At 58.5% G+C, this 19,184-nt stretch carries 20 protein-coding genes; 7 read left to right on the top strand and 13 right to left on the bottom strand.

The genetic code is table 11. The features are described from left to right. Positions 1 to 98 precede the first annotated feature (98 nt). The 3 genes from AO065_RS15235 to AO065_RS15225 form a co-directional block, all read right to left on the bottom strand. Positions 99 to 914: a zeta toxin family protein gene (locus AO065_RS15235; protein ID WP_004888222.1), complete on the bottom strand. Its 816-nt coding sequence runs from the start codon at positions 912 to 914 to the stop codon at positions 99 to 101. 244 nt (positions 915 to 1,158) lie between these two features. Beyond that, the gene (locus AO065_RS15230; protein ID WP_004888220.1) at positions 1,159 to 2,547 is read right to left on the bottom strand and encodes a DUF3482 domain-containing protein; all 1,389 of its coding nucleotides are present in this window, start codon (positions 2,545 to 2,547) and stop codon (positions 1,159 to 1,161) included. Further along, a complete protein-coding gene (locus tag AO065_RS15225) occupies positions 2,540 to 3,919 on the bottom strand; it encodes a DUF2868 domain-containing protein (RefSeq protein WP_004888219.1) in 1,380 nt (459 codons plus the stop codon). The genes AO065_RS15230 and AO065_RS15225 overlap by 8 nt, the downstream gene beginning before the upstream one ends. A 109-nt stretch (positions 3,920 to 4,028) precedes the next feature. Between AO065_RS15225 and AO065_RS15220 the strand changes: the two genes are divergently transcribed. Together AO065_RS15220 and AO065_RS15215 are read left to right on the top strand one after the other, a co-directional pair. Further along, on the top strand, positions 4,029 to 4,541 hold the full coding sequence (locus tag AO065_RS15220; RefSeq protein ID WP_004888217.1) for a dihydrofolate reductase: 513 nt from the start codon (positions 4,029 to 4,031) through the stop codon (positions 4,539 to 4,541). Positions 4,542 to 4,722: 181 nt separating this feature from the next. Continuing rightward, on the top strand, positions 4,723 to 5,781 hold the full coding sequence (locus AO065_RS15215) for an HAD family hydrolase (protein ID WP_004888214.1): 1,059 nt from the start codon (positions 4,723 to 4,725) through the stop codon (positions 5,779 to 5,781). Positions 5,782 to 6,029: 248 nt separating this feature from the next. Here the strand turns inward: AO065_RS15215 and ilvD are convergent, their stop codons facing one another. The 4 genes from ilvD to AO065_RS15195 all read right to left on the bottom strand — a co-directional run bounded on the left by ilvD (position 6,030) and on the right by AO065_RS15195 (position 10,878). Further along, complete coding sequence (gene ilvD / locus AO065_RS15210) at positions 6,030 to 7,877, bottom strand: dihydroxy-acid dehydratase (protein WP_004884431.1); 1,848 nt, start codon at positions 7,875 to 7,877, stop codon at positions 6,030 to 6,032. A 426-nt stretch (positions 7,878 to 8,303) separates the two neighbouring features. Next, on the bottom strand, positions 8,304 to 8,819 hold the full coding sequence (locus tag AO065_RS15205) for a dermonecrotic toxin domain-containing protein (RefSeq protein WP_004884430.1): 516 nt from the start codon (positions 8,817 to 8,819) through the stop codon (positions 8,304 to 8,306). Positions 8,820 to 9,060: 241 nt separating this feature from the next. Next, positions 9,061 to 10,257 (bottom strand): class I SAM-dependent rRNA methyltransferase, encoded by a 1,197-nt coding sequence (locus AO065_RS15200; RefSeq protein ID WP_004884429.1) that lies wholly within the window; start codon positions 10,255 to 10,257, stop codon positions 9,061 to 9,063. Between the two features lie 81 nt (positions 10,258 to 10,338). Beyond that, on the bottom strand, positions 10,339 to 10,878 hold the full coding sequence (locus AO065_RS15195; protein ID WP_004884427.1) for a type 1 glutamine amidotransferase domain-containing protein: 540 nt from the start codon (positions 10,876 to 10,878) through the stop codon (positions 10,339 to 10,341). A 237-nt stretch (positions 10,879 to 11,115) separates the two neighbouring features. Here AO065_RS15195 and AO065_RS15190 point away from each other — a divergent pair, with 237 nt between their 5' ends. The 3 genes from AO065_RS15190 (at position 11,116) to AO065_RS15180 (ending at position 13,225) form a co-directional block, all read left to right on the top strand. Then, the gene (locus tag AO065_RS15190) at positions 11,116 to 11,928 is read left to right on the top strand and encodes an HDOD domain-containing protein (RefSeq protein ID WP_162234365.1); all 813 of its coding nucleotides are present in this window, start codon (positions 11,116 to 11,118) and stop codon (positions 11,926 to 11,928) included. Positions 11,929 to 11,973: 45 nt separating this feature from the next. After that, positions 11,974 to 12,786: a bifunctional DNA-formamidopyrimidine glycosylase/DNA-(apurinic or apyrimidinic site) lyase gene (mutM, locus tag AO065_RS15185; protein WP_004884425.1), complete on the top strand. Its 813-nt coding sequence runs from the start codon at positions 11,974 to 11,976 to the stop codon at positions 12,784 to 12,786. Between the two features lie 100 nt (positions 12,787 to 12,886). Then, positions 12,887 to 13,225 (top strand): hypothetical protein, encoded by a 339-nt coding sequence (locus AO065_RS15180; RefSeq protein ID WP_004884424.1) that lies wholly within the window; start codon positions 12,887 to 12,889, stop codon positions 13,223 to 13,225. Positions 13,226 to 13,232: 7 nt separating this feature from the next. On the opposite strand, the gene AO065_RS15175 is transcribed toward AO065_RS15180, so the two are convergent. The 3 genes from AO065_RS15175 to AO065_RS15165 form a co-directional block, all read right to left on the bottom strand. Beyond that, a complete protein-coding gene (locus AO065_RS15175; protein ID WP_004884423.1) occupies positions 13,233 to 13,487 on the bottom strand; it encodes a YfhL family 4Fe-4S dicluster ferredoxin in 255 nt (84 codons plus the stop codon). A gap of 101 nt (positions 13,488 to 13,588) precedes the next feature. Further along, positions 13,589 to 14,068: a pantetheine-phosphate adenylyltransferase gene (gene coaD / locus AO065_RS15170; RefSeq protein WP_004884422.1), complete on the bottom strand. Its 480-nt coding sequence runs from the start codon at positions 14,066 to 14,068 to the stop codon at positions 13,589 to 13,591. Between the two features lie 159 nt (positions 14,069 to 14,227). After that, a complete protein-coding gene (locus tag AO065_RS15165) occupies positions 14,228 to 15,655 on the bottom strand; it encodes a coniferyl aldehyde dehydrogenase (protein WP_004884421.1) in 1,428 nt (475 codons plus the stop codon). Between the two features lie 164 nt (positions 15,656 to 15,819). On the opposite strand from AO065_RS15165, the gene AO065_RS15160 reads away from it, so the two are divergent. Both AO065_RS15160 and AO065_RS15155 read left to right on the top strand, forming a co-directional pair. Next, a complete protein-coding gene (locus AO065_RS15160) occupies positions 15,820 to 16,482 on the top strand; it encodes a TetR/AcrR family transcriptional regulator (protein ID WP_004884420.1) in 663 nt (220 codons plus the stop codon). Positions 16,483 to 16,532: 50 nt separating this feature from the next. Then, positions 16,533 to 17,390: a sulfurtransferase gene (locus AO065_RS15155; RefSeq protein ID WP_004884419.1), complete on the top strand. Its 858-nt coding sequence runs from the start codon at positions 16,533 to 16,535 to the stop codon at positions 17,388 to 17,390. A 10-nt stretch (positions 17,391 to 17,400) separates the two neighbouring features. Here the strand turns inward: AO065_RS15155 and AO065_RS15150 are convergent, their stop codons facing one another. From AO065_RS15150 to AO065_RS15140, 3 genes are all read right to left on the bottom strand, one after another. Then, entirely contained in the window at positions 17,401 to 18,447 is a 1,047-nt protein-coding gene (locus AO065_RS15150; protein ID WP_004884418.1) for a hydrolase, read from the bottom strand. Positions 18,448 to 18,572: 125 nt separating this feature from the next. Further along, positions 18,573 to 18,860, bottom strand: coding sequence for a HigA family addiction module antitoxin (locus AO065_RS15145; RefSeq protein WP_004884417.1), 288 nt, complete (start codon positions 18,858 to 18,860; stop codon positions 18,573 to 18,575). 12 nt (positions 18,861 to 18,872) lie between these two features. Continuing rightward, complete coding sequence (locus AO065_RS15140; protein ID WP_004884415.1) at positions 18,873 to 19,151, bottom strand: type II toxin-antitoxin system RelE/ParE family toxin; 279 nt, start codon at positions 19,149 to 19,151, stop codon at positions 18,873 to 18,875. Between the last annotated feature and the right edge of the window lie 33 nt (positions 19,152 to 19,184).

The raw sequence follows: 19,184 nt of genomic DNA, 5'->3' as shown, positions 1-19,184 counted from the left end.
TATTGAGCGGTCGCTGTCAGGCGTTTTTAACCTGCGCGATGATCTCGTTCTGGCGCTTGGTCGCCTCAGTCAGAACAACACTGTAAATACGCTTTTTTTCATCGGACTTCGCGTTGCGAATGAATTCCGCGAAAGGATTCTTGGCCTTCTCGGAATGCGGATTTGGAAGCTTCATTGACTGGCTCCTGAGGTGAGACGTTTTCCAGCGCAGCTGCCAGCTCATCGCGGGTATAGCGCTCGGGGATATGGTAGTCAATCCTGTCCACGCCCGCCTTGTAAAGGCGGGCTGAGTTATCTATGTGCTTTAGAAGCAGATCGACATGCACATGTTTTCCATACTCTAGCTTAAGCGTGTTCACGACGTCACGTGCGGAGAAGTATTGCTCGACGAAATGGTCAGCGAGGATACGCCTGCCCTCTGCCTGCTCTCGAGCCTTGACGAACTCCCAGGCAAGCAACGGGTTTTGATAGACATACAGCACTTGAACGTAGCGTCCTTTCTCCAAGGATCTTTCGACATTGCTCCGTGCAATGTCGATTTTTGCAAGCGTCCCATCCAGCAGAAAAGACTGCTGCTGCGATAGTGCCAGATCGATAATCTTGGAAATCAGAATTGAGATGCCACCTTGGAACAGGTACGCGTTACCCCCGGTGTAGAGATCAAATTCAGCGCGTAGCTCGTCTGGGTCTATTCGTAAAATAGACGAGCTTGTAAAGAGATTCAAAAGAGCAATCGACGCTTCTGTCTTACCTGCTCCAGGGGATCCGGACATGAAAACCGATACGGGCTCGTCCTCTGCCGGGTAAAGATCCAGTGAGGTCAGCTTTCTCCCTATAGCCTTCTTGTTTTGCCTCGCGAACTTGATCGCTTCGTTCCAGAGTCTCTTGTCATCATCCGTGAATTCCACCAACACTCCATTTTTCCAGCCTGCCCTCTCGGTAACGAGTAGGAAGCGGTTAGCGACACGATGAAGAGTAGCGGTCGAAATTGAATCTGGAGCACGCAAGTCTTGCCAAAATACTTCAAAAGATATCTGTACAGCCGCCAATAACGTGGTCGCGACCCATTCATCGATTGTTCGGATGCACACGCCAGGACTCGGAATGCATTTGGATACTCTGCTATGCGAATCGTGACGAACGGGCAGGTTTGACGGCTCACCCCTGCAAAATCACCTCGGCCAACCCATCGATCGCTTCCTGCCGTTCAGCCTGATTCAGCCGCGCACGCGGGTTCAGTGATGACCATTGCGGGTGGGCTCGGGATCGTGACAAGGGTTCGGGCAGTTTGCCCTTACGCCAGGTCTTGTCTTGCGGTGTGGTCAGTTCGATGCTGTTGATCGCCGCATGGCCTCTGACGCCCAGTGCGAGCAGCAGATGACGTTGTCGCAGTGCGAGCAGGCGCAGTACGGCGTCGTCGACGGTCAGTTCCCGGTGGCCCTTGAGTTTGCCCAGCAGACGTCCGCCGTAGCTGCGGGCGGTCAGCAGGGCGCCGCCGGCAATGGCACCTACCAGCGCAGCCGCGCCCAGTGTGACGCCGCCGACCATCAGGTCCACGCCTGCTCCGGCCGCAGCGCCTGCTGCCACGCCGCCGCCGACGCGTACGCCCATCAGTTTGAGGGTTTCGGGGTTGAACAGGTCATCACCCCAGCGTCCGTCCATCAACGGCAGGTCGCTGGCGGTCACGTCATCCTTGCGAAACGCATGCAGCTTGAGCAGCGCTTCGACGCACTGCTGTTCACGCTGACGGACCGCCTGACGTAATGCTTCGATGGCCTGTTTCTCCTGATCAGGCGTGGTTTCGACGCTGCGCCGACAGGCTGCGCAGTCGATCAGCATTTCCGCGATAAGGCGCGCTGCGCTGTGTCGTTTGGCTTGACGCTGTTTCTCCTGATCCTCGATCAGACGCTCCAACTGCGGGCGTGCGCTTTCCAGCATGAGCGCCAGACTTTCATATAGCCGCCGCCCGCCGTCTTCAGGAGGGGCGACGCTGTCGAAACGCACCAGCGCGTGCAGACCGAGACGTGAGAGGGCTTCGCGCCATTCAGGCTCGCGGTGTTGCTGCGCACTGACGAAATTGAGCACTGGCAATAAGGGTTTCCCGCAACTGGCGAGCACGGCCAGTTCGTCGCGGTATTTGGACAGCACCGGTTCGCGGGCATCGATGACATACAGACCCGCATTCGAATCGAGCAACTGTCGCAGCACTTTGGCTTCCTGCTCGAAGCGTTGGCGAGCTTCGCTGCCTTCCAGAAAGCGTTCCAGTCGAGCCGGGCCGTCCAGCCGTTCACCGGGGCGGTCCAAACGCTCCAGATAGTCGAGCAGGGCGATGGCATCTTCCAGGCCAGGCGTGTCATAAAGCTCGACCGTGGCCTGACCGTCCACCGAGAGACGAGCACCTTCGACATGCCGTGTGGTGCTGGGGCGATGGGACACTTCGCCGAACGTCACATCGCCCGTCAGGGTGCGCAGCAAGGAGGTCTTGCCCACATTGGTGTGGCCGACCACTGCAAGCTTGATGGGACCGGACTTGCGCGCATCACTCATGACCTGTCTCCAGCCAGCTCATGGGCATATGGTCTGCCCAGGGCAGTTGCAGTTGATCCAGCGCGACATGCCAGTCATCCAGCCGCTCGGGGTCCAGGGTTTGTCCGGCGGGCGCAGGCAGCAGCCAGACGCGGGTTGCTCCGGCGCAGCGCGCGAGTTCCGCGATCAGCGCAAGGCTGCCGCGATCCGGCGAGCGACGTGGGTCGCAGGCAATGAGCAGGCGCGCGGGCGGGTATTGGGTCAGCTGTTCCAACAGTTTGTGTCGCGATTCGCGGCTGTCCAGAACACCTGCGTTGGCAACGCCAGCGGGCAGATGAGGCGGCCAGACCTGTTGGTCGTCCAGCTCGATGGCCACCAGCAGGGCGCCGTCGCTTTGAGCAATCCCTGCGTCGCGCTGAATCTGATGCAGCATTGCGGGCTCGGCATCGTTGACGCCCAGGCGCTCGCTGCTTGGCATCAGCCGTTCGCGCAGCTCAAGGTAATCGGGCTGTTCCAGATCGAGTCGCAGGCCAGCGCGGCCGCTTTTCCAGCGCCACAGGCAAAGCGCGGCCAGCATCAGGCGCGGCAGGATGCCATAGACCAGCAGCACGCCAACCAGCCACGCCGCCCAGGCCTGGCGAGCGTTTTCGATACTCAATGCACCGTTGCCGCTGGCGCGAATCATCGATTCGTCCGGCACGCTGAAACCCAGCCAGGCCGGGATCGTACTCAGCGCCTGGGTCAGGCTGACGAAGGTATCGCTGCTCAGAATGGTGGTTTCCCAGACAAACCCGTAGCGCCGGGTCGACATCAGCATCAACAGCACCACCAGCGCGCTGAGCAGTGCGATCAGCCACAGGCTGTTGACCACCAGTCCCAAGACCCAGCGATTCAGGCGTTTGCGTTGCAACAGCAGAATCAGCGCGGGTGCCAGCTGCGCTGCCTGTGCATCGCGGGCGAGTTTTTCGCTCAGCCATAACCAGAGTCGGCCAAGCCCGCTGTTATTGCGTCCGGCGAAGATCAGTCCCAACGTCCAACTGATCAGCAGCATCAGGTTCAAGCCAAGCAGGCTTCCCAGCGCCCAGAACACATTGACCGGCGTCTGGCCATCGCCCATGGCAGCGAAAGCCAGCCCAGCACCACTCATGACCGCCAGCACGGCCAGCGCCATCAGGGCCAGCCGCGCGCCCTGTTTCCAGTGATGCAGCGCGGCAACCATGCCGTCGCGCTCCGCCAGCCACAAGGCTCGCTGAGTGATGCGGGTCGTGAGGTCACCTTCGCCAGCGCGTGCGCGGCGGTTGGCCTCCTGATCGTCGAGCGTCCCCGCTTGTTTTTCACGCAGGCGCACAGCTTCGGTCAGCCAGAGGGTATCGAGGGGTGTCAGCGCAGTCACACGGCGTCTCTTCAAGGAATTCAGCGGTGAGCATAACCGCTGTCATGGGACTGAGCACGGCGTGTAACAGTTCAGTGGCTTGCTGCGTGTGCTCTGATATCCTCGCTCGATGAATACTCATCTCCCCCTCAGCCTGATTGCCGCCCTTGGTGAAAACCGAGTGATCGGCGTCGACAATTCCATGCCCTGGCATTTGCCGGGGGACTTCAAATACTTCAAGGCGACGACCCTCGGCAAGCCGATCATCATGGGCCGCAAGACCTGGGAATCGCTGGGCCGTCCGCTGCCGGGGCGCCTGAATCTGGTGGTCAGCCGCCAGACAGACCTTCAGCTCGAGGGTGCCGAGGTTTTTGCTTCGCTGGACGCCGCTGTGGCGCGTGCCCAGCAGTGGGCGCACGAGCAGGGCGTCGATGAAGTCATGCTGATAGGTGGTGCTCAGTTGTACACCCAGGGGCTGGCTCAGGCGGATCGTTTGTATCTGACGCGCGTGGCGTTGAGTCCGGAAGGCGATGCCTGGTTTCCCGAGTTCGATCAGGTGCAGTGGAAGCTGGTTTCCAACACTGAAAACCCCGCCGTCGAAGACAAACCCGCCTACAACTTCGAAGTGTGGGAGCGGGCCTGAACCATCAGCGGTGATGCGGCAGCAAACAAAATGTCACAAAACTGTCGTTTTTGGTTTTGCTGTCGTGATCAATGGGGTAAATGACGTCTTCTGACGCCTCAAAGGTCGCTCGCGCACTTTCGCGTTCATAATATTTTGTTACGGTCTGACCCTTCGAATTTTTGAGAAGGGGACTTCGCTCATGAAACTCGCGCCAAAAATGCTGTTTGCTGCACTTTGTGTCGGGCTGGCCAGCCAGGCTTTCGCCGCCACCGAATTGACGCATTGGCCCGAGCCCGCCGCGAAAGCACTCGATGCGATGATCGCCGCCAACGCCAACAAGGGTAACTACGCAGTCTTTGACATGGACAACACCAGCTACCGCTTCGACCTCGAAGAGTCGCTGTTGCCGTACATGGAAAATAAAGGCCTGATCACCCGGGAGAAGCTTGATCCTTCCTTGAAGCTGATGCCGTTCAAAGACACCGCCGAGCACAAGGAAAGCCTGTTCAGTTACTACTATCGCCTCTGCGAGGTCGACGACATGGTCTGCTATCCATGGGTCGCTCAGGTGTTTTCAGGTTTCACCCTGAAGGAACTCAAAGGCTACGTGGATGAGCTGATGGCGCTCGACAAGCCGATCCCTGCGACTTACTACGATGGCGATACCGTCAAACAGCTGAACGTCGAACCGCCCCGCGTGTTCACCGGCCAGACCGAGCTGTACAAGAAGCTGATGGAAAACGGCATCGACGTCTACGTGATGACCGCTGCCTCCGAAGAGCTGGTGCGTATGGTCGCCTCCGATCCCAAGTACGGCTACAACGTCAAGCCAGAGAACGTGATCGGCGTTTCGCTGCTGCTCAAGGACAGGAAAACCGGCGACCTGACCACGGCGCGCAAACAGATCACGGCTGGCAAATATGATGCGAAAAGCAACATGGGCCTGGAGCTGACGCCTTACCTGTGGACGCCTGCGACCTGGATGGCAGGCAAACAGGCGGCCATCCTGACCTACATCGACGAATGGAAAAAACCGGTGCTGGTGGGCGGCGATACCCCGACGAGTGACGGCTACATGCTGTTCCACAGCGTCGACGTCAACAAAGGCGGCGTGCATTTGTGGGTCAACCGCAAGGACAAATACATGACGCAGTTGAACGGCATGATGAAGAAGAACGCCGAAGCCCAGGCCAAGGAAGGATTGCCGGTGACTGCCGACAAGAACTGGGTGATCGTCAAACCGGACGAGATTCAGTGAGGAATACGATGATGATCGTCCCCACGCTCTGCGCTCATCGTTATACACAAGTCCNCAGAAAAAGCATCGCCGGCAAGCCGCCTCCCACAGTCCGTGGTCGCAGCAAGACTCGGGTATAACTCGGAGGCGTGCTTGAGATCACGCTGATCGTTCCTACGCTCCGCTTCCGCTTTTAAGGGCACACGCGTTCCATTGGCCCAACAAAAAGCCCGGCATCTCTGCCGGGCTTTTTGCATTACCGATGCTGCTTAAGGCACCAGCTTGTCCAGCAACGCCTTGTCACGCACTGCGCCTTTGTCGGCACTGGTTGCCAGCAGGGCGTAGGCCTTGAGGGCAGTGGTCACTTTGCGAGGGCGCGACTCGACCGGCTTCCAGCCTTTCTTGTCCTGCTCTGCACGGCGCTCGGCCATTTCAGCGTCGTCGATCAACAGGTTGATCGAGCGATTCGGAATGTCGATCAGTACCTTGTCGCCATCGCGTACCAGACCGATTGCTCCACCAGCAGCGGCTTCAGGCGATGCGTGGCCGATGGACAGACCCGAGGTACCGCCCGAGAAACGACCATCGGTGAGCAGCGCACAATCCTTGCCCAGACCTTTGGATTTCAGGTACGAGGTCGGGTAGAGCATTTCCTGCATGCCCGGGCCGCCTTTCGGGCCTTCGTAGCGGATGATCACGATGTCGCCAGCCTTCACTTCGTCAGCAAGGATGCCGCGCACAGCGCTGTCCTGGCTTTCGAAAATCTTGGCATTGCCTTCGAACACGTGGATCGACTCGTCGACACCTGCGGTTTTCACTACGCAGCCATCCAGTGCGATGTTGCCGTACAGCACGGCCAGGCCGCCTTCCTGCGAGTAAGCGTGCTCAACGCTACGGATGCAGCCGTTTTCACGGTCGTCATCCAGACTTTCCCAGCGGGTCGACTGGCTGAACGCGGTTTGCGTCGGGATGCCTGCCGGGCCTGCCTTGAAGAAGGTGTGAACCGCCTCGTCGTCAGTCTGGGTGATGTCCCACTTCGCGATGCCTTCGGCCAGGGTCTTGCTGTGCACGGTCGGCAGGTCTGTGTGCAACAGACCGCCGCGCGCCAGTTCGCCAAGGATACTGAAAATCCCGCCTGCGCGGTGCACGTCTTCCATGTGGTACTTCTGGATGTTCGGCGCGACCTTGCAGAGCTGCGGCACCTTGCGCGACAGGCGGTCGATGTGGCGCAGGTCGAAGTCGATCTCGGCTTCCTGAGCGGCGGCCAGCAAGTGCAGGATGGTGTTGGTCGAGCCGCCCATGGCGATGTCCAGCGTCATGGCATTCTCGAACGCCTTGAAGTTGGCGATGTTGCGCGGCAGCACCGAGTCATCGTTTTGGGTGTAGTACTGTCTGCACAGGTCGACAATGGTGCGGCCCGCCTGCAGGAACAGTTGCTCACGGTCACTGTGAGTGGCGAGTGCGGAACCGTTGCCCGGCAACGCCAGACCCAGTGCTTCGGTCAGGCAGTTCATCGAGTTGGCGGTGAACATGCCCGAGCACGAACCGCACGTCGGGCAGGCGCTGCGTTCGTATTCGGCGACTTTTTCATCGCTGGCAGTCGAGTCGGCGGCAATGACCATGGCATCGACCAGATCCAGGCCATGGCTGGCCAGTTTGGTCTTGCCGGCTTCCATCGGTCCGCCGGACACGAAAATCACCGGAATATTGAGGCGCAAAGACGCCATCAGCATGCCAGGGGTTATCTTGTCGCAGTTGGAGATACAGACAATTGCGTCCGCGCAGTGGGCGTTGACCATGTATTCCACGGAGTCGGCGATGATTTCGCGGCTCGGCAGCGAATACAGCATGCCGTCATGGCCCATGGCGATGCCGTCATCCACCGCAATGGTGTTGAATTCCTTGGCCACGCCACCGGCGCGTTCGACTTCGCGGGCTACCAGTTGACCCATGTCTTTCAGGTGCACGTGGCCCGGTACGAACTGGGTGAAGGAGTTGGCGATGGCGATGATCGGTTTCTTGAAATCTTCGTCCTTCATGCCCGTGGCGCGCCAGAGGGCACGGGCGCCGGCCATGTTGCGGCCGTGGGTGGACGTTTTCGAGCGGTAATCAGGCATTGGAGCACTCCGGCAAAAATAAGGCTGATCAGGAAGGGAGTGAGCTTCTATTGACGTCGCTCGCAGGCGGCAGTGACCGGATGCAGCGAAGAAACCGAAAACCACGGGATCACCGTGTACTCGGCCTGAGCTCATAAACCCGCCGGGGGATGACTGGCGATGAATAGGAGCGATTCTACACCGCTCACGCAGTGTTGGCATGAACGAAGCTTAATAAGATGATGGGTGCGGCATGGCCATTAAATGCACCTGAGATGATAGGCTCGAGCAGGTTTTTTGAGCTTTTATCAGGATTTAATCGCGCTGAAATCTCGGTGCTTTGAAGCCCACAGCTGCATCAACGAATGCAGCGGTCCAACAGAACATTATTTAAATAAAAACTGCCGACAGGGCCCTGTCGGCAGTTTTTAAATCAGACGTGATTAATCAACGATTCACAATTGCCTGAATCTGATGCAGGTAGGTTTCGCCATCAACCGTTTGCAGGGCCAGTGCGCTTTTGTTCCACGCGGAAGGCAGACGAGTGATTTCTTCGAAATAATCCACTACCTGACCGCGTTGATCTTCAGGCACCAGGTCCAGCATGTATTCCAGACCGCCCGGTTTGCCCAGAAATTCACCCAGGACATAACAGGTGCGTGTCCAGTCATGGTTCTCGTGGAAAATGCGATCGGTTGGGGCGGCAGGCTGTTCAGGCACATAAAGAATGTGCTGACCTTCCGGGCCGCGGATCACAAACAGTCGGATCAGGGTGGCACCGCCATGAAGCGGCATAACGAAACGACCGATGGTGATGCCGTCTTCATCGGAGGCGACTGGAGCATTGATGACTCGCTGGATAAGGTCTGCGCCTTCCGGGGAAAGCAGGCCTTTGGACAGCTGGTCAGCAGACAAGCTGTTCAAGTCGTCGCGGATGTAGTCAACATTTTTAGAGTCAGTCATGATTTTAAATCCATTTAAATTAAACAAAGTCCATTTTGAGTGTTGTCCTGATTCGCATCTTGTTGGTGTTTGCTGACAGGACGGTGACAATTTATCAGTGCGAAAAGACGACGTGCGATATATGTTTATCGCGTTTGTAGAGGGGTGTATCGAGATGTTTTCAATGGCGGGCGATCAGCTCAAGACAGGCTTGAGCTGACATCGTGCACCGGGTCGCAATAGAGCCGACCCGGTCAGTCGATCAACTGTTGGGCAACAGTCGGCAGGTGATGCTCTTGATATAACGCGTTTCTGCAATGGCAGGATGCACCGGATGATCCGGGCCCTGGCCTCCACGCTCCAGCAGCTGGATGTTGCGGTCCAGATGACGGGCGCTGGTCAGCAGGATGTTTTGCAGGTCGTCTTCCGGCAGGTGCATCGAGCACGAGGCGCTGACCAGAATGCCGTCCTTGGTGAGCAGGCGCATGGCTTGCTCGTTCAGGCGGCGGTAGGCACCTTCACCGTTTTTCATGTCCTTCTTGCGCTTGATGAACGCAGGCGGGTCGGCCACGATCACGTCGAAACGCTCTTCGCTTGCCTTCAACTCTTTAAGTGCCTCGAACACGTCACCTTCGATGCAGGTCAGCTTCTCGGCAAAGCCGTTCAGCGCGGCATTGCGCTCCACGCCGTCGAGGGCAAAAGAGGACGCATCGACGCAGGTGACGTCGCTGGCGCCGAACGCAGCAGCCTGGATACCCCAGCCGCCGATGTAGCTGTACAAGTCCAGCACGCGCTTGCCTTTGACGTAAGGTGCCAGGCGCGCACGGTTCATGCGGTGATCGTAGAACCAGCCGGTCTTCTGGCCAGCCATGACCGGCGCTTCGAACTGCACGCCGTTCTCTTCCAGGGCTACCCATTCCGGAACCAGACCGAACACGGTCTCGACGTAGCGATTCAGGCCTTCGGCATCGCGGGCGGCCGAGTCGTTCTTGAACAGGATGCCGCTTGGCTTGAGCACCTGGACCAGCGCGGCGATCACGTCGTCCTTATGGTGTTCCATGGTGGCCGAGGCCATTTGCACGACGAGGATGTCACCGAAGCGATCCACCACCAGACCCGGCAGCAGGTCCGAGTCGCCGTAGACCAGACGATAGAACGGTTTGTCGAACAGGCGATCACGCAGCGACAGCGCGACGTTCAGCCGGTGAACCAGTAGCGACTTGTCCAGCGGCAACTTGACGTCGCGCGACAACAGACGGGCGCAGATCAGGTTGTTGGGGCTCATGGCGACGATGCCCAGCGGCTTGCCGCCGGCGGCTTCGAGAATGGCTTGATCGCCAGCTGCAAAACCGTGAAGAGGGGTGGCGGCTACATCGATTTCATTGCTGTAGACCCACAGATGGCCGGCGCGCAGGCGACGGTCGGCGTTGGCTTTGAGGCGCAAGCTAGGCAGGGACATGACGTCGCTCCGGAAAAAAGAGCGGGATTATAGCGCGTCATCCCGGTTGCGCGCCGGGATGACGAGAATTAACACGGCCGTTTATGCCGACAGCGCTTCAATCAGCTTGCTATTGAACGCCGGGATGTCATCGGGCTGGCGGCTGCTGATCAGCTTGCCGTCGGTGACCACTTCCTGATCAACCCAGTTGGCGCCAGCATTCACCAGATCGTCTTTCAATGTCTTGAAGCTGGTCATGGTCTTGCCTTTGACCAGGCCTGCCGAGATCAGCAACCATCCGCCGTGGCAGATAACCGCCAGCGGTTTGCCGGATGCGCTGGCATCCTTGACGATCTGCTGAGCGTCGCTGTCCAGACGGATGGTGTCGGAATTCTGCACGCCGCCCGGCAGAACGATGCCGTCGTAATTGCTCGCGTTGGCAGCCTTGAAAGTGCCGTCCACCGGAAAGTCGTCAGCCGGTTTGTCGTGATTCCAGCCTTTGACGTTACCGTCCTGGCTGGAAAGGATCTCTACGGTGGCACCCGCTTGCTCCAGAGCTTCCTTGGGGCCGGTCAGTTCTACCTGCTCGAAACCATCGGTTACAAGAATCGCGATGCGTTTACCATTCAGTGCGTTGGACATGGGGTCCTCCAGTCTCGTGCCTAAGGATGGCGCATTGCTGGCCTTTGTGGGGCCGAGCCTGCGTCGGTTACATAGAGTCCGAAGCTGTCTATAAGCCAAAGTTCCGAGAAAATGAGCAACGAAGGTGATGGACCATTGCCTGATGAGGGGGCAGAATTCAGCTACGCCTTCGAGTAAAGACCTATGCCTCCAGAGCTAACTTCCGAGCAGATCCAGCAAGCCTTGCAGGGCATCAGCGTGCCCCCGCAGCCGCAGATCATGGTGGATCTGCAGATGGAACAGTACATGCCAGACCCTGATCTGGGCGTGATTGCGCGGCTTATCGCTCAGGATCCAGGCCTGTCGGGGGCGCTGCTGAAAATCGTCAACTCGCCTCATTACGGCCTGTCCAACAAGATCGCCTCGATCCAGAAGGCGGTGAATCTGTTGGGCAGTCGCACCGTCATCAACCTGATCAACGCCCAGTCGATCAAGGGTGAGATGAGCGATGAAACCATCGTGACCCTCAACCGTTTCTGGGACACCGCTCAGGATGTGGCGATGACCAGCCTGACGTTGGCCAAGCGGATCGGCTCGCAGGCGGTGGATGAATCCTACGCCTTGGGTCTGTTTCATGACTGCGGCATTCCGCTGATGATCAAGCGTTTCCCGGACTACATGACTGTGCTTGAAAGCGCCTATGCCAATGCCGGGCCTGAAAGCCGTGTGGTGGATACCGAAAACACGGCGTTCGACACCAATCATTCGGTGGTCGGTTATTACACGGCCAAGTCATGGCGACTGCCGGATCATGTCACCGAAGCCATCGCCAACCATCACAACGCCCTGGCGATCTTCCAGGACGACTCCAGCCGTAATGCGGTACTCAAGAACCTGCTGGCCCCGCTTAAGATGGCCGAGCACATCTGCCAGTCCTACCGCGTGCTGGGCAATCAGGATGAGGATCACGAATGGGAAAGCATCGGTGCGCTGGTGCTGGACTACGTCGGCCTGTCCGAATACGACTTTGAATACCTGAGGGAAAGCATCCGCGAGTTGGGCGCGCACTGATTCTGCTCATCGCTCGTTTTTCCTTTCCGCACGACTGAGTTATCCATGCCTGAATTACCAGAAGTCGAAACCACCCGACGCGGCATTGCGCCCCATCTCGAAGGGCAGCGCGTCAGCCGCGTGATCGTGCGCGACAGCCGTCTGCGCTGGCCGATCCCTGAAGACCTCGATATCCGCCTTTCCGGGCAGCGCATCGTGCAGGTCAACCGCCGCGCCAAGTACCTGTTGATCCAGGCGGAAGTCGGGACCCTGATCAGCCATCTGGGCATGTCGGGCAATCTGCGTCTGGTTGAGGCTGGATTGCCCGCGCTCAAGCATGAGCACGTGGACATTGAACTGGAGTCGGGTCTGGCCTTGCGCTACACAGATCCTCGACGCTTCGGTGCGATGCTCTGGAGTCTCGATCCGCATGCGCACGAGCTGTTGATTCGTCTGGGTCCGGAGCCGCTTACCGATCTGTTCGATGGCGAGCGTCTCTATGAGCGCTCCCGAGGCAAGTCGATTGCGGTGAAGCCCTTCATCATGGATAACGCGGTGGTTGTCGGCGTGGGCAATATCTATGCGACCGAAGCGCTGTTCGCTGCCGGGATCGACCCGCGCCGCGAGGCGAAGAGTATTTCCCGGGCGCGTTACCTGAAACTCGCGATCGAGATCAAACGCATCCTGGCTTACGCCATAGAGCGGGGAGGCACCACGCTTCGCGACTTCATCGGTGGCGATGGCAAGCCGGGTTACTTCCAGCAGGAGTTGTTCGTGTACGGGCGCGGCGACCAGCCATGCAAGGTATGCGGCACCACATTGCGTGAGATCAAACTGGGTCAGCGCGCAAGTGTGTACTGCCCCAAATGCCAGCGCTGAAAACAGAACCGGGCCATGAAACATCATGGCCACTTGCTTAACCCCCATCGCTGTTTATAGTGATGGGCAGACCCTTACGCCACGCCTGAAGGACCACGCTATGAGCCCGTTTCGTATTCTTGCTGCCATGCTGGCGCTGTTCTTTGGCCTGCAGGCGGTGCCCGCCGTTGCGGCGGAAGTAGCTGAAGGCAGCGGAAACCCGGTCTACACCATCCAGAACCCACCCGTGTTCGCCATGGTGGGCGATCTGCTCATCGCGCGACCGCTGTTGATTGCTGCCACGGTGATCGGAACAGGTCTGTTCGTGATAGCTGCGCCGTTTGCGGCCGCAGGCGGAAACTTCAAGGCGACCGCCAAGGCGCTGGTAGTCGACCCTGGCAAGTCAGCTTTCGTGCGTTGTCTGGGGTGTACGGGTGATGGTTATGGCAAGCAGCAGTAAACGTTGATCAAACCACTTTGCTGGTAATGATCCGGTACTTGTCCATCAGCTGTTCCTTGCTCTCGACGTGATTTTCATCCAGAGGGATGCAGTCCACAGGACAGACCTGCTGACATTGGGGTTCGTCGTAGTGGCCCACGCATTCGGTGCACAGGTTCGGATTGATCACGTAGATCTCCTCGCCTTGTGAAATCGCCTCGTTCGGGCACTCGGGTTCGCAGACGTCGCAGTTGATGCAATCGTCGGTGATGATAAGGGACATGAAATGCTCCTGCCGCGGCCGACGCCGGGGCACATGAAAACCAATGCCGCGAATTGTGCCGCATTAGTCCTCAGGTTGCACCTGCACGTTCCTGCGACGTGTTATCGCTTGAACCGCTGAGTCAGTGCTTCGGCGACTGCAGGATGCACGAATTTGGTGATATCGCCGCCCAACGCCGCGATTTCACGCACCAACGTCGACGAAATGAACGAGTACCGCTCCGATGGCGTGAGAAACAGACTCTCGACGTCCGGTGCCAGCTGGCGGTTCATGTTTGCCAGCTGGAACTCATATTCGAAGTCCGACACGGCACGCAGGCCACGCAGAAAAACGTTGGCGTTCTGTTCCTTGGCAAAGTGCGCAAGCAGCGTCGAGAAGCCTACGACTTCCACATTAGGCAAGTGTTTGGTGACCTCGCGGGCCAGCTCGACGCGTTGCTCCAGGGGAAACAACGGGTTTTTCTTCGGGCTGGCGGCAACGGCAATGACCACTTGATCGAACAGGCGCGAGGCTCGCTCGACCAGATCTCCATGGCCCTTGGTAATAGGGTCGAAGGTGCCTGGGTACAACACTCGGTTCATCGCGTCGTCCTGGTCGGAGTCCGTTGTGGGACTCGGATGGTATCGCAGCCTTTCCGATGGGCCAAGCCGCGCAACGGGCATCAAAGGTCGTATTGCGCCGATTATCGGCCATTTTCGGCTCAAAAAGCCCTGTTTACAGGCTTGCAGTGCTTTTTTTGATCAGCGCAAAAAGAGTTTATAAACCCAGCGCTGAATAGCACGTCCGTATGGCGGATAAATCAGTCGCGCCGCATTGATGCGCTGTTTGACGAACACGCCCTTGGCCTGACTGAACGTCATGAAGCCTTCATGACCATGGTAATGGCCCATGCCTGAAGACCCGACACCGCCGAACGGCAAATCGTCCTGAGCCGCGTGCATCAAGGTGTCATTGAGCGACACGCCTCCGGAATGGGTTCGTTCCAGCACCTGCTGCTGTTCTGCCTTGTTGTAGCCGAAGTAGTAAAGCGCCAGCGGGCGAGGGCGTTGATTGATGTAGGCGTAGGCGTCTTCGATGTTTCTGTACGGCACAACAGGCAGCAGGGGGCCGAAAATCTCGTCCTGCATGACCAGCATGTCGTCACTGACGTTCAACAGCACGCTGAACGGCATCCGCCGATCCTGGCCCTGGTCATAGAGTGGGATAAGGGTTGCGCCTTTACTGATGGCGTCTTCCTGATAGCGGCTCAGTCGGTCGAATTGGCGCTGATTGATGATCGACGTGTAGTCCGGATTATCGATCAGCGTCGGATAAAAACGTTTGACTGCCTGCCGGTAAGCGTCCACGAACCCGGCCAGACGGTCCTCTGGCACCAGCACGTAATCGGGCGCGATGCAGGTCTGGCCTGCATTAAGTGTCTTGCCGAAGGCGATACGCTCGGCGGCGTCTTCAAGTGGCACGTCGTGGGACACGATAGCCGGCGACTTGCCGCCCAGTTCCAATGTGACCGGTGTCAGGTTTTCGGCCGCTGCGCGCATCACGTGCCTGCCGACGCTGGTCGCGCCGGTAAACAGCAGGTGGTTGAATGGCAGGCGCGAAAACGCCATGCCGACCTCGGCTTCGCCCTGCACGATGGTGATCAGGTCTTCGGGAAATGTCAGGGCGAACAGACGCTTGAGCAGTGCGCCGGTGGCAGGTGTCGATTCGCTCAGCTTCAGCATTACCCGGTTGCCCGCCGCCAGCGCGCCGATCAGCGGGCCTATGGCCAGAAACAGCGGGTAATTCCACGGCACGATGACTCCAATCACGCCCAGCGGTTGGTAGACGACCTTGGCAGAGGCTGGCTGGAACGCCAGGCCTACGCGGCGTGGCGAAGGCTTCATCCAGCGTTTCAGGTGCCTGCGTGCATCGCGGATCCCCAGCAGGCTCGGCAGCAACTCGGCCAGCAGCGTTTCATCGGCGCTGCGATGGCCGAAATCCTGATCGATGGCTTCGATCAGCTCCTGCCTATGGATGCTGATCATCTTTTCCAGGTGTTTGAGCCATTGCACACGCTGCCCCAGAGGCGGCATCGGGTTGGCGGAAAAGGCGCGCTGCTGCGCCGCAAAGGCCGCATGCATTGACTGAAGCGCCTGCTCATCCTGATGAAGAGTGTTTTCCGCCAGCATGGTCGCTTCCGGTGATTAATTAACGGGATTTCTAGAGTCATTACTCTATAAAGTCAACATTCGCCTGAACGATAGCTGGCAATCAGAGCGCGTGATGTTCGCCAATGATGCGCTTGCGCTACTATCGGCAACATCTCATCAGTACTCGAGCGGTTCAGGCAAGCATGGCACCACGCACTAAAACCCGTGAGCGTATCGTTCAGGTCAGCCTCGAGCTGTTCAATCAGCAAGGCGAGCGCAATGTGACGACCAATCACATTGCGGCCCACATGGAAATTTCGCCGGGCAATCTGTATTACCACTTCCCCAACAAGCAGGCGATCATCGCCGAGCTGTTCGGTCAGTACGAAGCGTTGGTAAAGAGCTTCCTGATGCCCACCCAGGATCGCCTGCCAAGCATCGAGGACAAGCGCGATTATTTTCTGGCGATACTCGATGGCATGTGGCGCTACCGTTTTCTGCACCGTGATCTGGAGCACCTGTTGGGCGCCGATCCCGAGCTGGCGGCGCGCTATCGATCATTTTCCCAGCGTTGTCTGGTTCAGGCGATGGCCATCTATCGAGGTTTCATCGACGCAGGCATTCTGCAGATGGATGAGTCGCAGATTGAATGGACCAGCCTCAATACCTGGATTGTGTTGACGTCATGGGTGCGCTTTCTGTGTACGGCGCGGGAAAATTCCGAACATTTGAACGAAGACGCCATTCGACGCGGCGTCTATCAAGTGCTTATGCTGGAGTCAGGTTTCATCGCACCGCAGGCTCGTGAGGCATTCGATGCGTTGTGTCAGGCGTTCCACGCGCCGTTGCACAAGGTGCTGGTATGAGTGAAAGGTAAGGTGCCTGGTTATCCGGTTTTCTGTCACAGGAGTTTGTCATGTCCATCGCGCAACTGATTGGTCCTGAACAGCTGGCGGCACGTCAGCAAACGCCAGGGCTGGTGATTCTCGATTGCAGGTCTGCTCTGGAAGACCCTGATTACGGGCAGCGCAATTATGCACAGGGCCACATCGAAGGTGCCCGTTTTGCAGACTTGAACCGTGACCTCAGCAGTCCGGTCGTCAAGGGCAGGACTGGCCGCCACCCGCTGCCTGACGCCGACACGCTGGTGGAGCGTCTCCGGGCATGGGGCATCAGCAATGACAGCGATATCGTGCTCTACGACGACGGCCCCGGCATGTACGCTGCTCGCGCATGGTGGCTGTTGGCATGGCTGGGCAAGCGCGAGGGCGTGTACCTGCTCGACGGCGGCCTCAAGGCCTGGCATGCGTCAGGGCTGCCGCTGAGTCTGGATGCGCCGGGCGGCGAGCCGGGAGACTTCACTGGCGAGCCGGACATGTCGCTGGTGCTCAGTGCCAGTCGTCTGCAGGGGCGTCTTGGTCGCCCGGAAATGACGCTGATCGACGCTCGTGCCGAGGCCCGGTTTCGGGGTGAAGTTGAACCGATTGACCCGGTTGCCGGGCATATCCCCGGTGCGCAGTGTGTGGCGTTCAACGAGAACCTTGGGCCCGACGGACGTTTTCTGCCGCCCGAGCAGCTCAAACAGCGGTTCGCCGAAAAACTGCAAGGTCGACCTGCGCAAGGGCTGGTGTCTTATTGCGGATCTGGCGTCACGGCCTGCCACAATCTGTTCGCGTTGTGCCTGGCGGGTTATCCACTGGGAACGCTGTACGCTGGGTCCTGGAGTGAGTGGATCGTTGATCCCGAGCGCGAAGTTGCCACTGGAGCAGGCTGAGCCTGCTCCTTCAGGTCGTGTAGGGGTTGTCGCGCTCGTGAGCGATGCCCAGCCAAAGCGGAATTCGCCGTTCAAGGTAATAGCCGGGGTTGCGCAACGAGCCATCGACGAACCCGACGTGTCCTCCCTTCGCCTGCAGCTCGAATTCTGTACAGGATGAAAGTTCTTCAGGGTCAGGCAGGCTGTGCGGGAACACGAAGGGATCGTCTGCTGACTGGATGATCAGCGTCGGCGTCTGAATCTGCCCCAGGTAATAACGGCTCGAGGCCTTGCGGTAATAATCCTGGGCATCGGTAAAACCGTGCAGTGGCGCCGTTACCCGGCCATCAAAATCCCAGAAGGTACGCATGTTTTCCAGTGAGCCCAGTGCCGCCAGCTCGGCAAGGCCTTCACTGAGCCCTTCGCTCTGGAAGCGGGTCTGCTTGTCACGAATGTAAGCCAGCATCTCGCGCATGAAATGCCGCTGGTAGACCCGTGAAAATCCCTGCCCGATGCGATTGGCGCACTCGTCCAGCCGAAACGGCACGGAGACGGCCACAGCACCCAGCAACTCGCTGTTCGCACCCGACTCGCCCAGATACTTGAGTAGCACATTGCCGCCCAATGAATAGCCCACGGCGTACAGCGGCGCGAGAGGGCGCAACGACCGCAGGTGCGCGATCACTTCCGCCAGGTCTTCGCTGGCCCCCGAGTGGTAGCTGCGCGACAGCAGGTTCGGCTCGCCGGAGCAGCCGCGCCAGTTCAACGCCACACTCGCCCAGCCTTGCGTCGCCAGTGCCTTTTGCAGTCCCGCCACATACGGCGAGTTCGACGAGCCAGTCAGCCCATGCAGCACCAGCACCAGCGGTGCATCGACCTGATGTGGCCCATGCCAGTCCATGTCGAGAAAGTCCCCATCCTGCAACCACATCCGTTCACGCGTACGCGCCAGCAACGTCCGTTTGCGCCACAACGGCCCCCACAGGGTTTGCAGATGCGGATTGCCCAGGCCGGATGCCGGTACGAACGGATTGACATGAAAACGAGAGGTGGGGCTGTTAGGCACGGTCTTGCTCATCGATGAATTCAGTGGCTGACAGGTTGTACGTTGCCACTAAGTGGCACGGGATGTAAGAGGGGGTTGGTCGAGTGGTTCGATAACGGGGATTGAACGTCACGCAATCATCTGATAGCCGGTGGCGTTCAACTGATTCTGGCGTATGGCTGTATAGGCGGCTGCTCTCGATGCTCGGCTTGCCATAAATCGTAGTCTGCCTGGATGCCCAGCCAGAGGCGCGCGCTACTGATACCGGCCCGCTCAAGCCTCACAGCCAGATCCGGACTTACGGGCGCATGCCCATGCAGAATCCTCGATAGAGTTTCTCTGGCGAACCCGAGATGGCTCGCAAATTCTGTGATAGTGGTTTCCAGACCCGGTATCACCTCTTCGAGCAGAATTTCGCCCGGATGGGGGGGGTTGAACATTTCCATATGGACCTCCTTTCAGCGGTAATCCAGATAGTCGACCAATTCGACATCTGTTCCTGCGAAACGAAAAATCACTCGCCAATTGGCATTGATGGTGATTGACCAGAATCCGGACAGGTCGCCTTTGAGTGGATGAAGGCGCCAGCCAGGAATATTGACGTTGTCCGGCGTTGACGCGTGGTTCAACAGTGTCAAAACGTGAGCAATACGCCTGGAATGATCTGCGCGGATTCCACTCGTAGAGCCGGTTTCAAAAAAGTTTTTTAGTCCTTTATGGTTCCAGCTGATGATCAATGCGCCATTGTGATGCGATACATCACGCTCCGC

This window comes from Pseudomonas viridiflava (assembly GCF_001642795.1).
GTDB classification, from domain to species: Bacteria; Pseudomonadota; Gammaproteobacteria; order Pseudomonadales; family Pseudomonadaceae; genus Aquipseudomonas; species Aquipseudomonas viridiflava.
This window is presented reverse-complemented; position numbering and strand designations above follow the sequence as displayed.

Excerpts from the sequence above, each read along its gene's own strand:
- AO065_RS15230 (WP_004888220.1), bottom strand. The coding sequence starts at position 2,547 with ATGAGTGATGCGCGCAAGTCCGGTCCCATCAAGCTTGCAGTGGTCGGC.
- AO065_RS15220 (WP_004888217.1), top strand. The coding sequence starts at position 4,029 with ATGAATACTCATCTCCCCCTCAGCCTGATTGCCGCCCTTGGTGAAAAC.
- AO065_RS15215 (WP_004888214.1), top strand. The coding sequence starts at position 4,723 with ATGAAACTCGCGCCAAAAATGCTGTTTGCTGCACTTTGTGTCGGGCTG.
- ilvD (WP_004884431.1), bottom strand. The coding sequence starts at position 7,877 with ATGCCTGATTACCGCTCGAAAACGTCCACCCACGGCCGCAACATGGCC.
- AO065_RS15205 (WP_004884430.1), bottom strand. The coding sequence starts at position 8,819 with ATGACTGACTCTAAAAATGTTGACTACATCCGCGACGACTTGAACAGC.
- AO065_RS15200 (WP_004884429.1), bottom strand. The coding sequence starts at position 10,257 with ATGTCCCTGCCTAGCTTGCGCCTCAAAGCCAACGCCGACCGTCGCCTG.
- AO065_RS15195 (WP_004884427.1), bottom strand. The coding sequence starts at position 10,878 with ATGTCCAACGCACTGAATGGTAAACGCATCGCGATTCTTGTAACCGAT.
- mutM (WP_004884425.1), top strand. The coding sequence starts at position 11,974 with ATGCCTGAATTACCAGAAGTCGAAACCACCCGACGCGGCATTGCGCCC.
- AO065_RS15180 (WP_004884424.1), top strand. The coding sequence starts at position 12,887 with ATGAGCCCGTTTCGTATTCTTGCTGCCATGCTGGCGCTGTTCTTTGGC.
- AO065_RS15175 (WP_004884423.1), bottom strand. The coding sequence starts at position 13,487 with ATGTCCCTTATCATCACCGACGATTGCATCAACTGCGACGTCTGCGAA.
- coaD (WP_004884422.1), bottom strand. The coding sequence starts at position 14,068 with ATGAACCGAGTGTTGTACCCAGGCACCTTCGACCCTATTACCAAGGGC.
- AO065_RS15165 (WP_004884421.1), bottom strand. The coding sequence starts at position 15,655 with ATGCTGGCGGAAAACACTCTTCATCAGGATGAGCAGGCGCTTCAGTCA.
- AO065_RS15160 (WP_004884420.1), top strand. The coding sequence starts at position 15,820 with ATGGCACCACGCACTAAAACCCGTGAGCGTATCGTTCAGGTCAGCCTC.
- AO065_RS15155 (WP_004884419.1), top strand. The coding sequence starts at position 16,533 with ATGTCCATCGCGCAACTGATTGGTCCTGAACAGCTGGCGGCACGTCAG.
- AO065_RS15150 (WP_004884418.1), bottom strand. The coding sequence starts at position 18,447 with ATGAGCAAGACCGTGCCTAACAGCCCCACCTCTCGTTTTCATGTCAAT.
- AO065_RS15145 (WP_004884417.1), bottom strand. The coding sequence starts at position 18,860 with ATGGAAATGTTCAACCCCCCCCATCCGGGCGAAATTCTGCTCGAAGAG.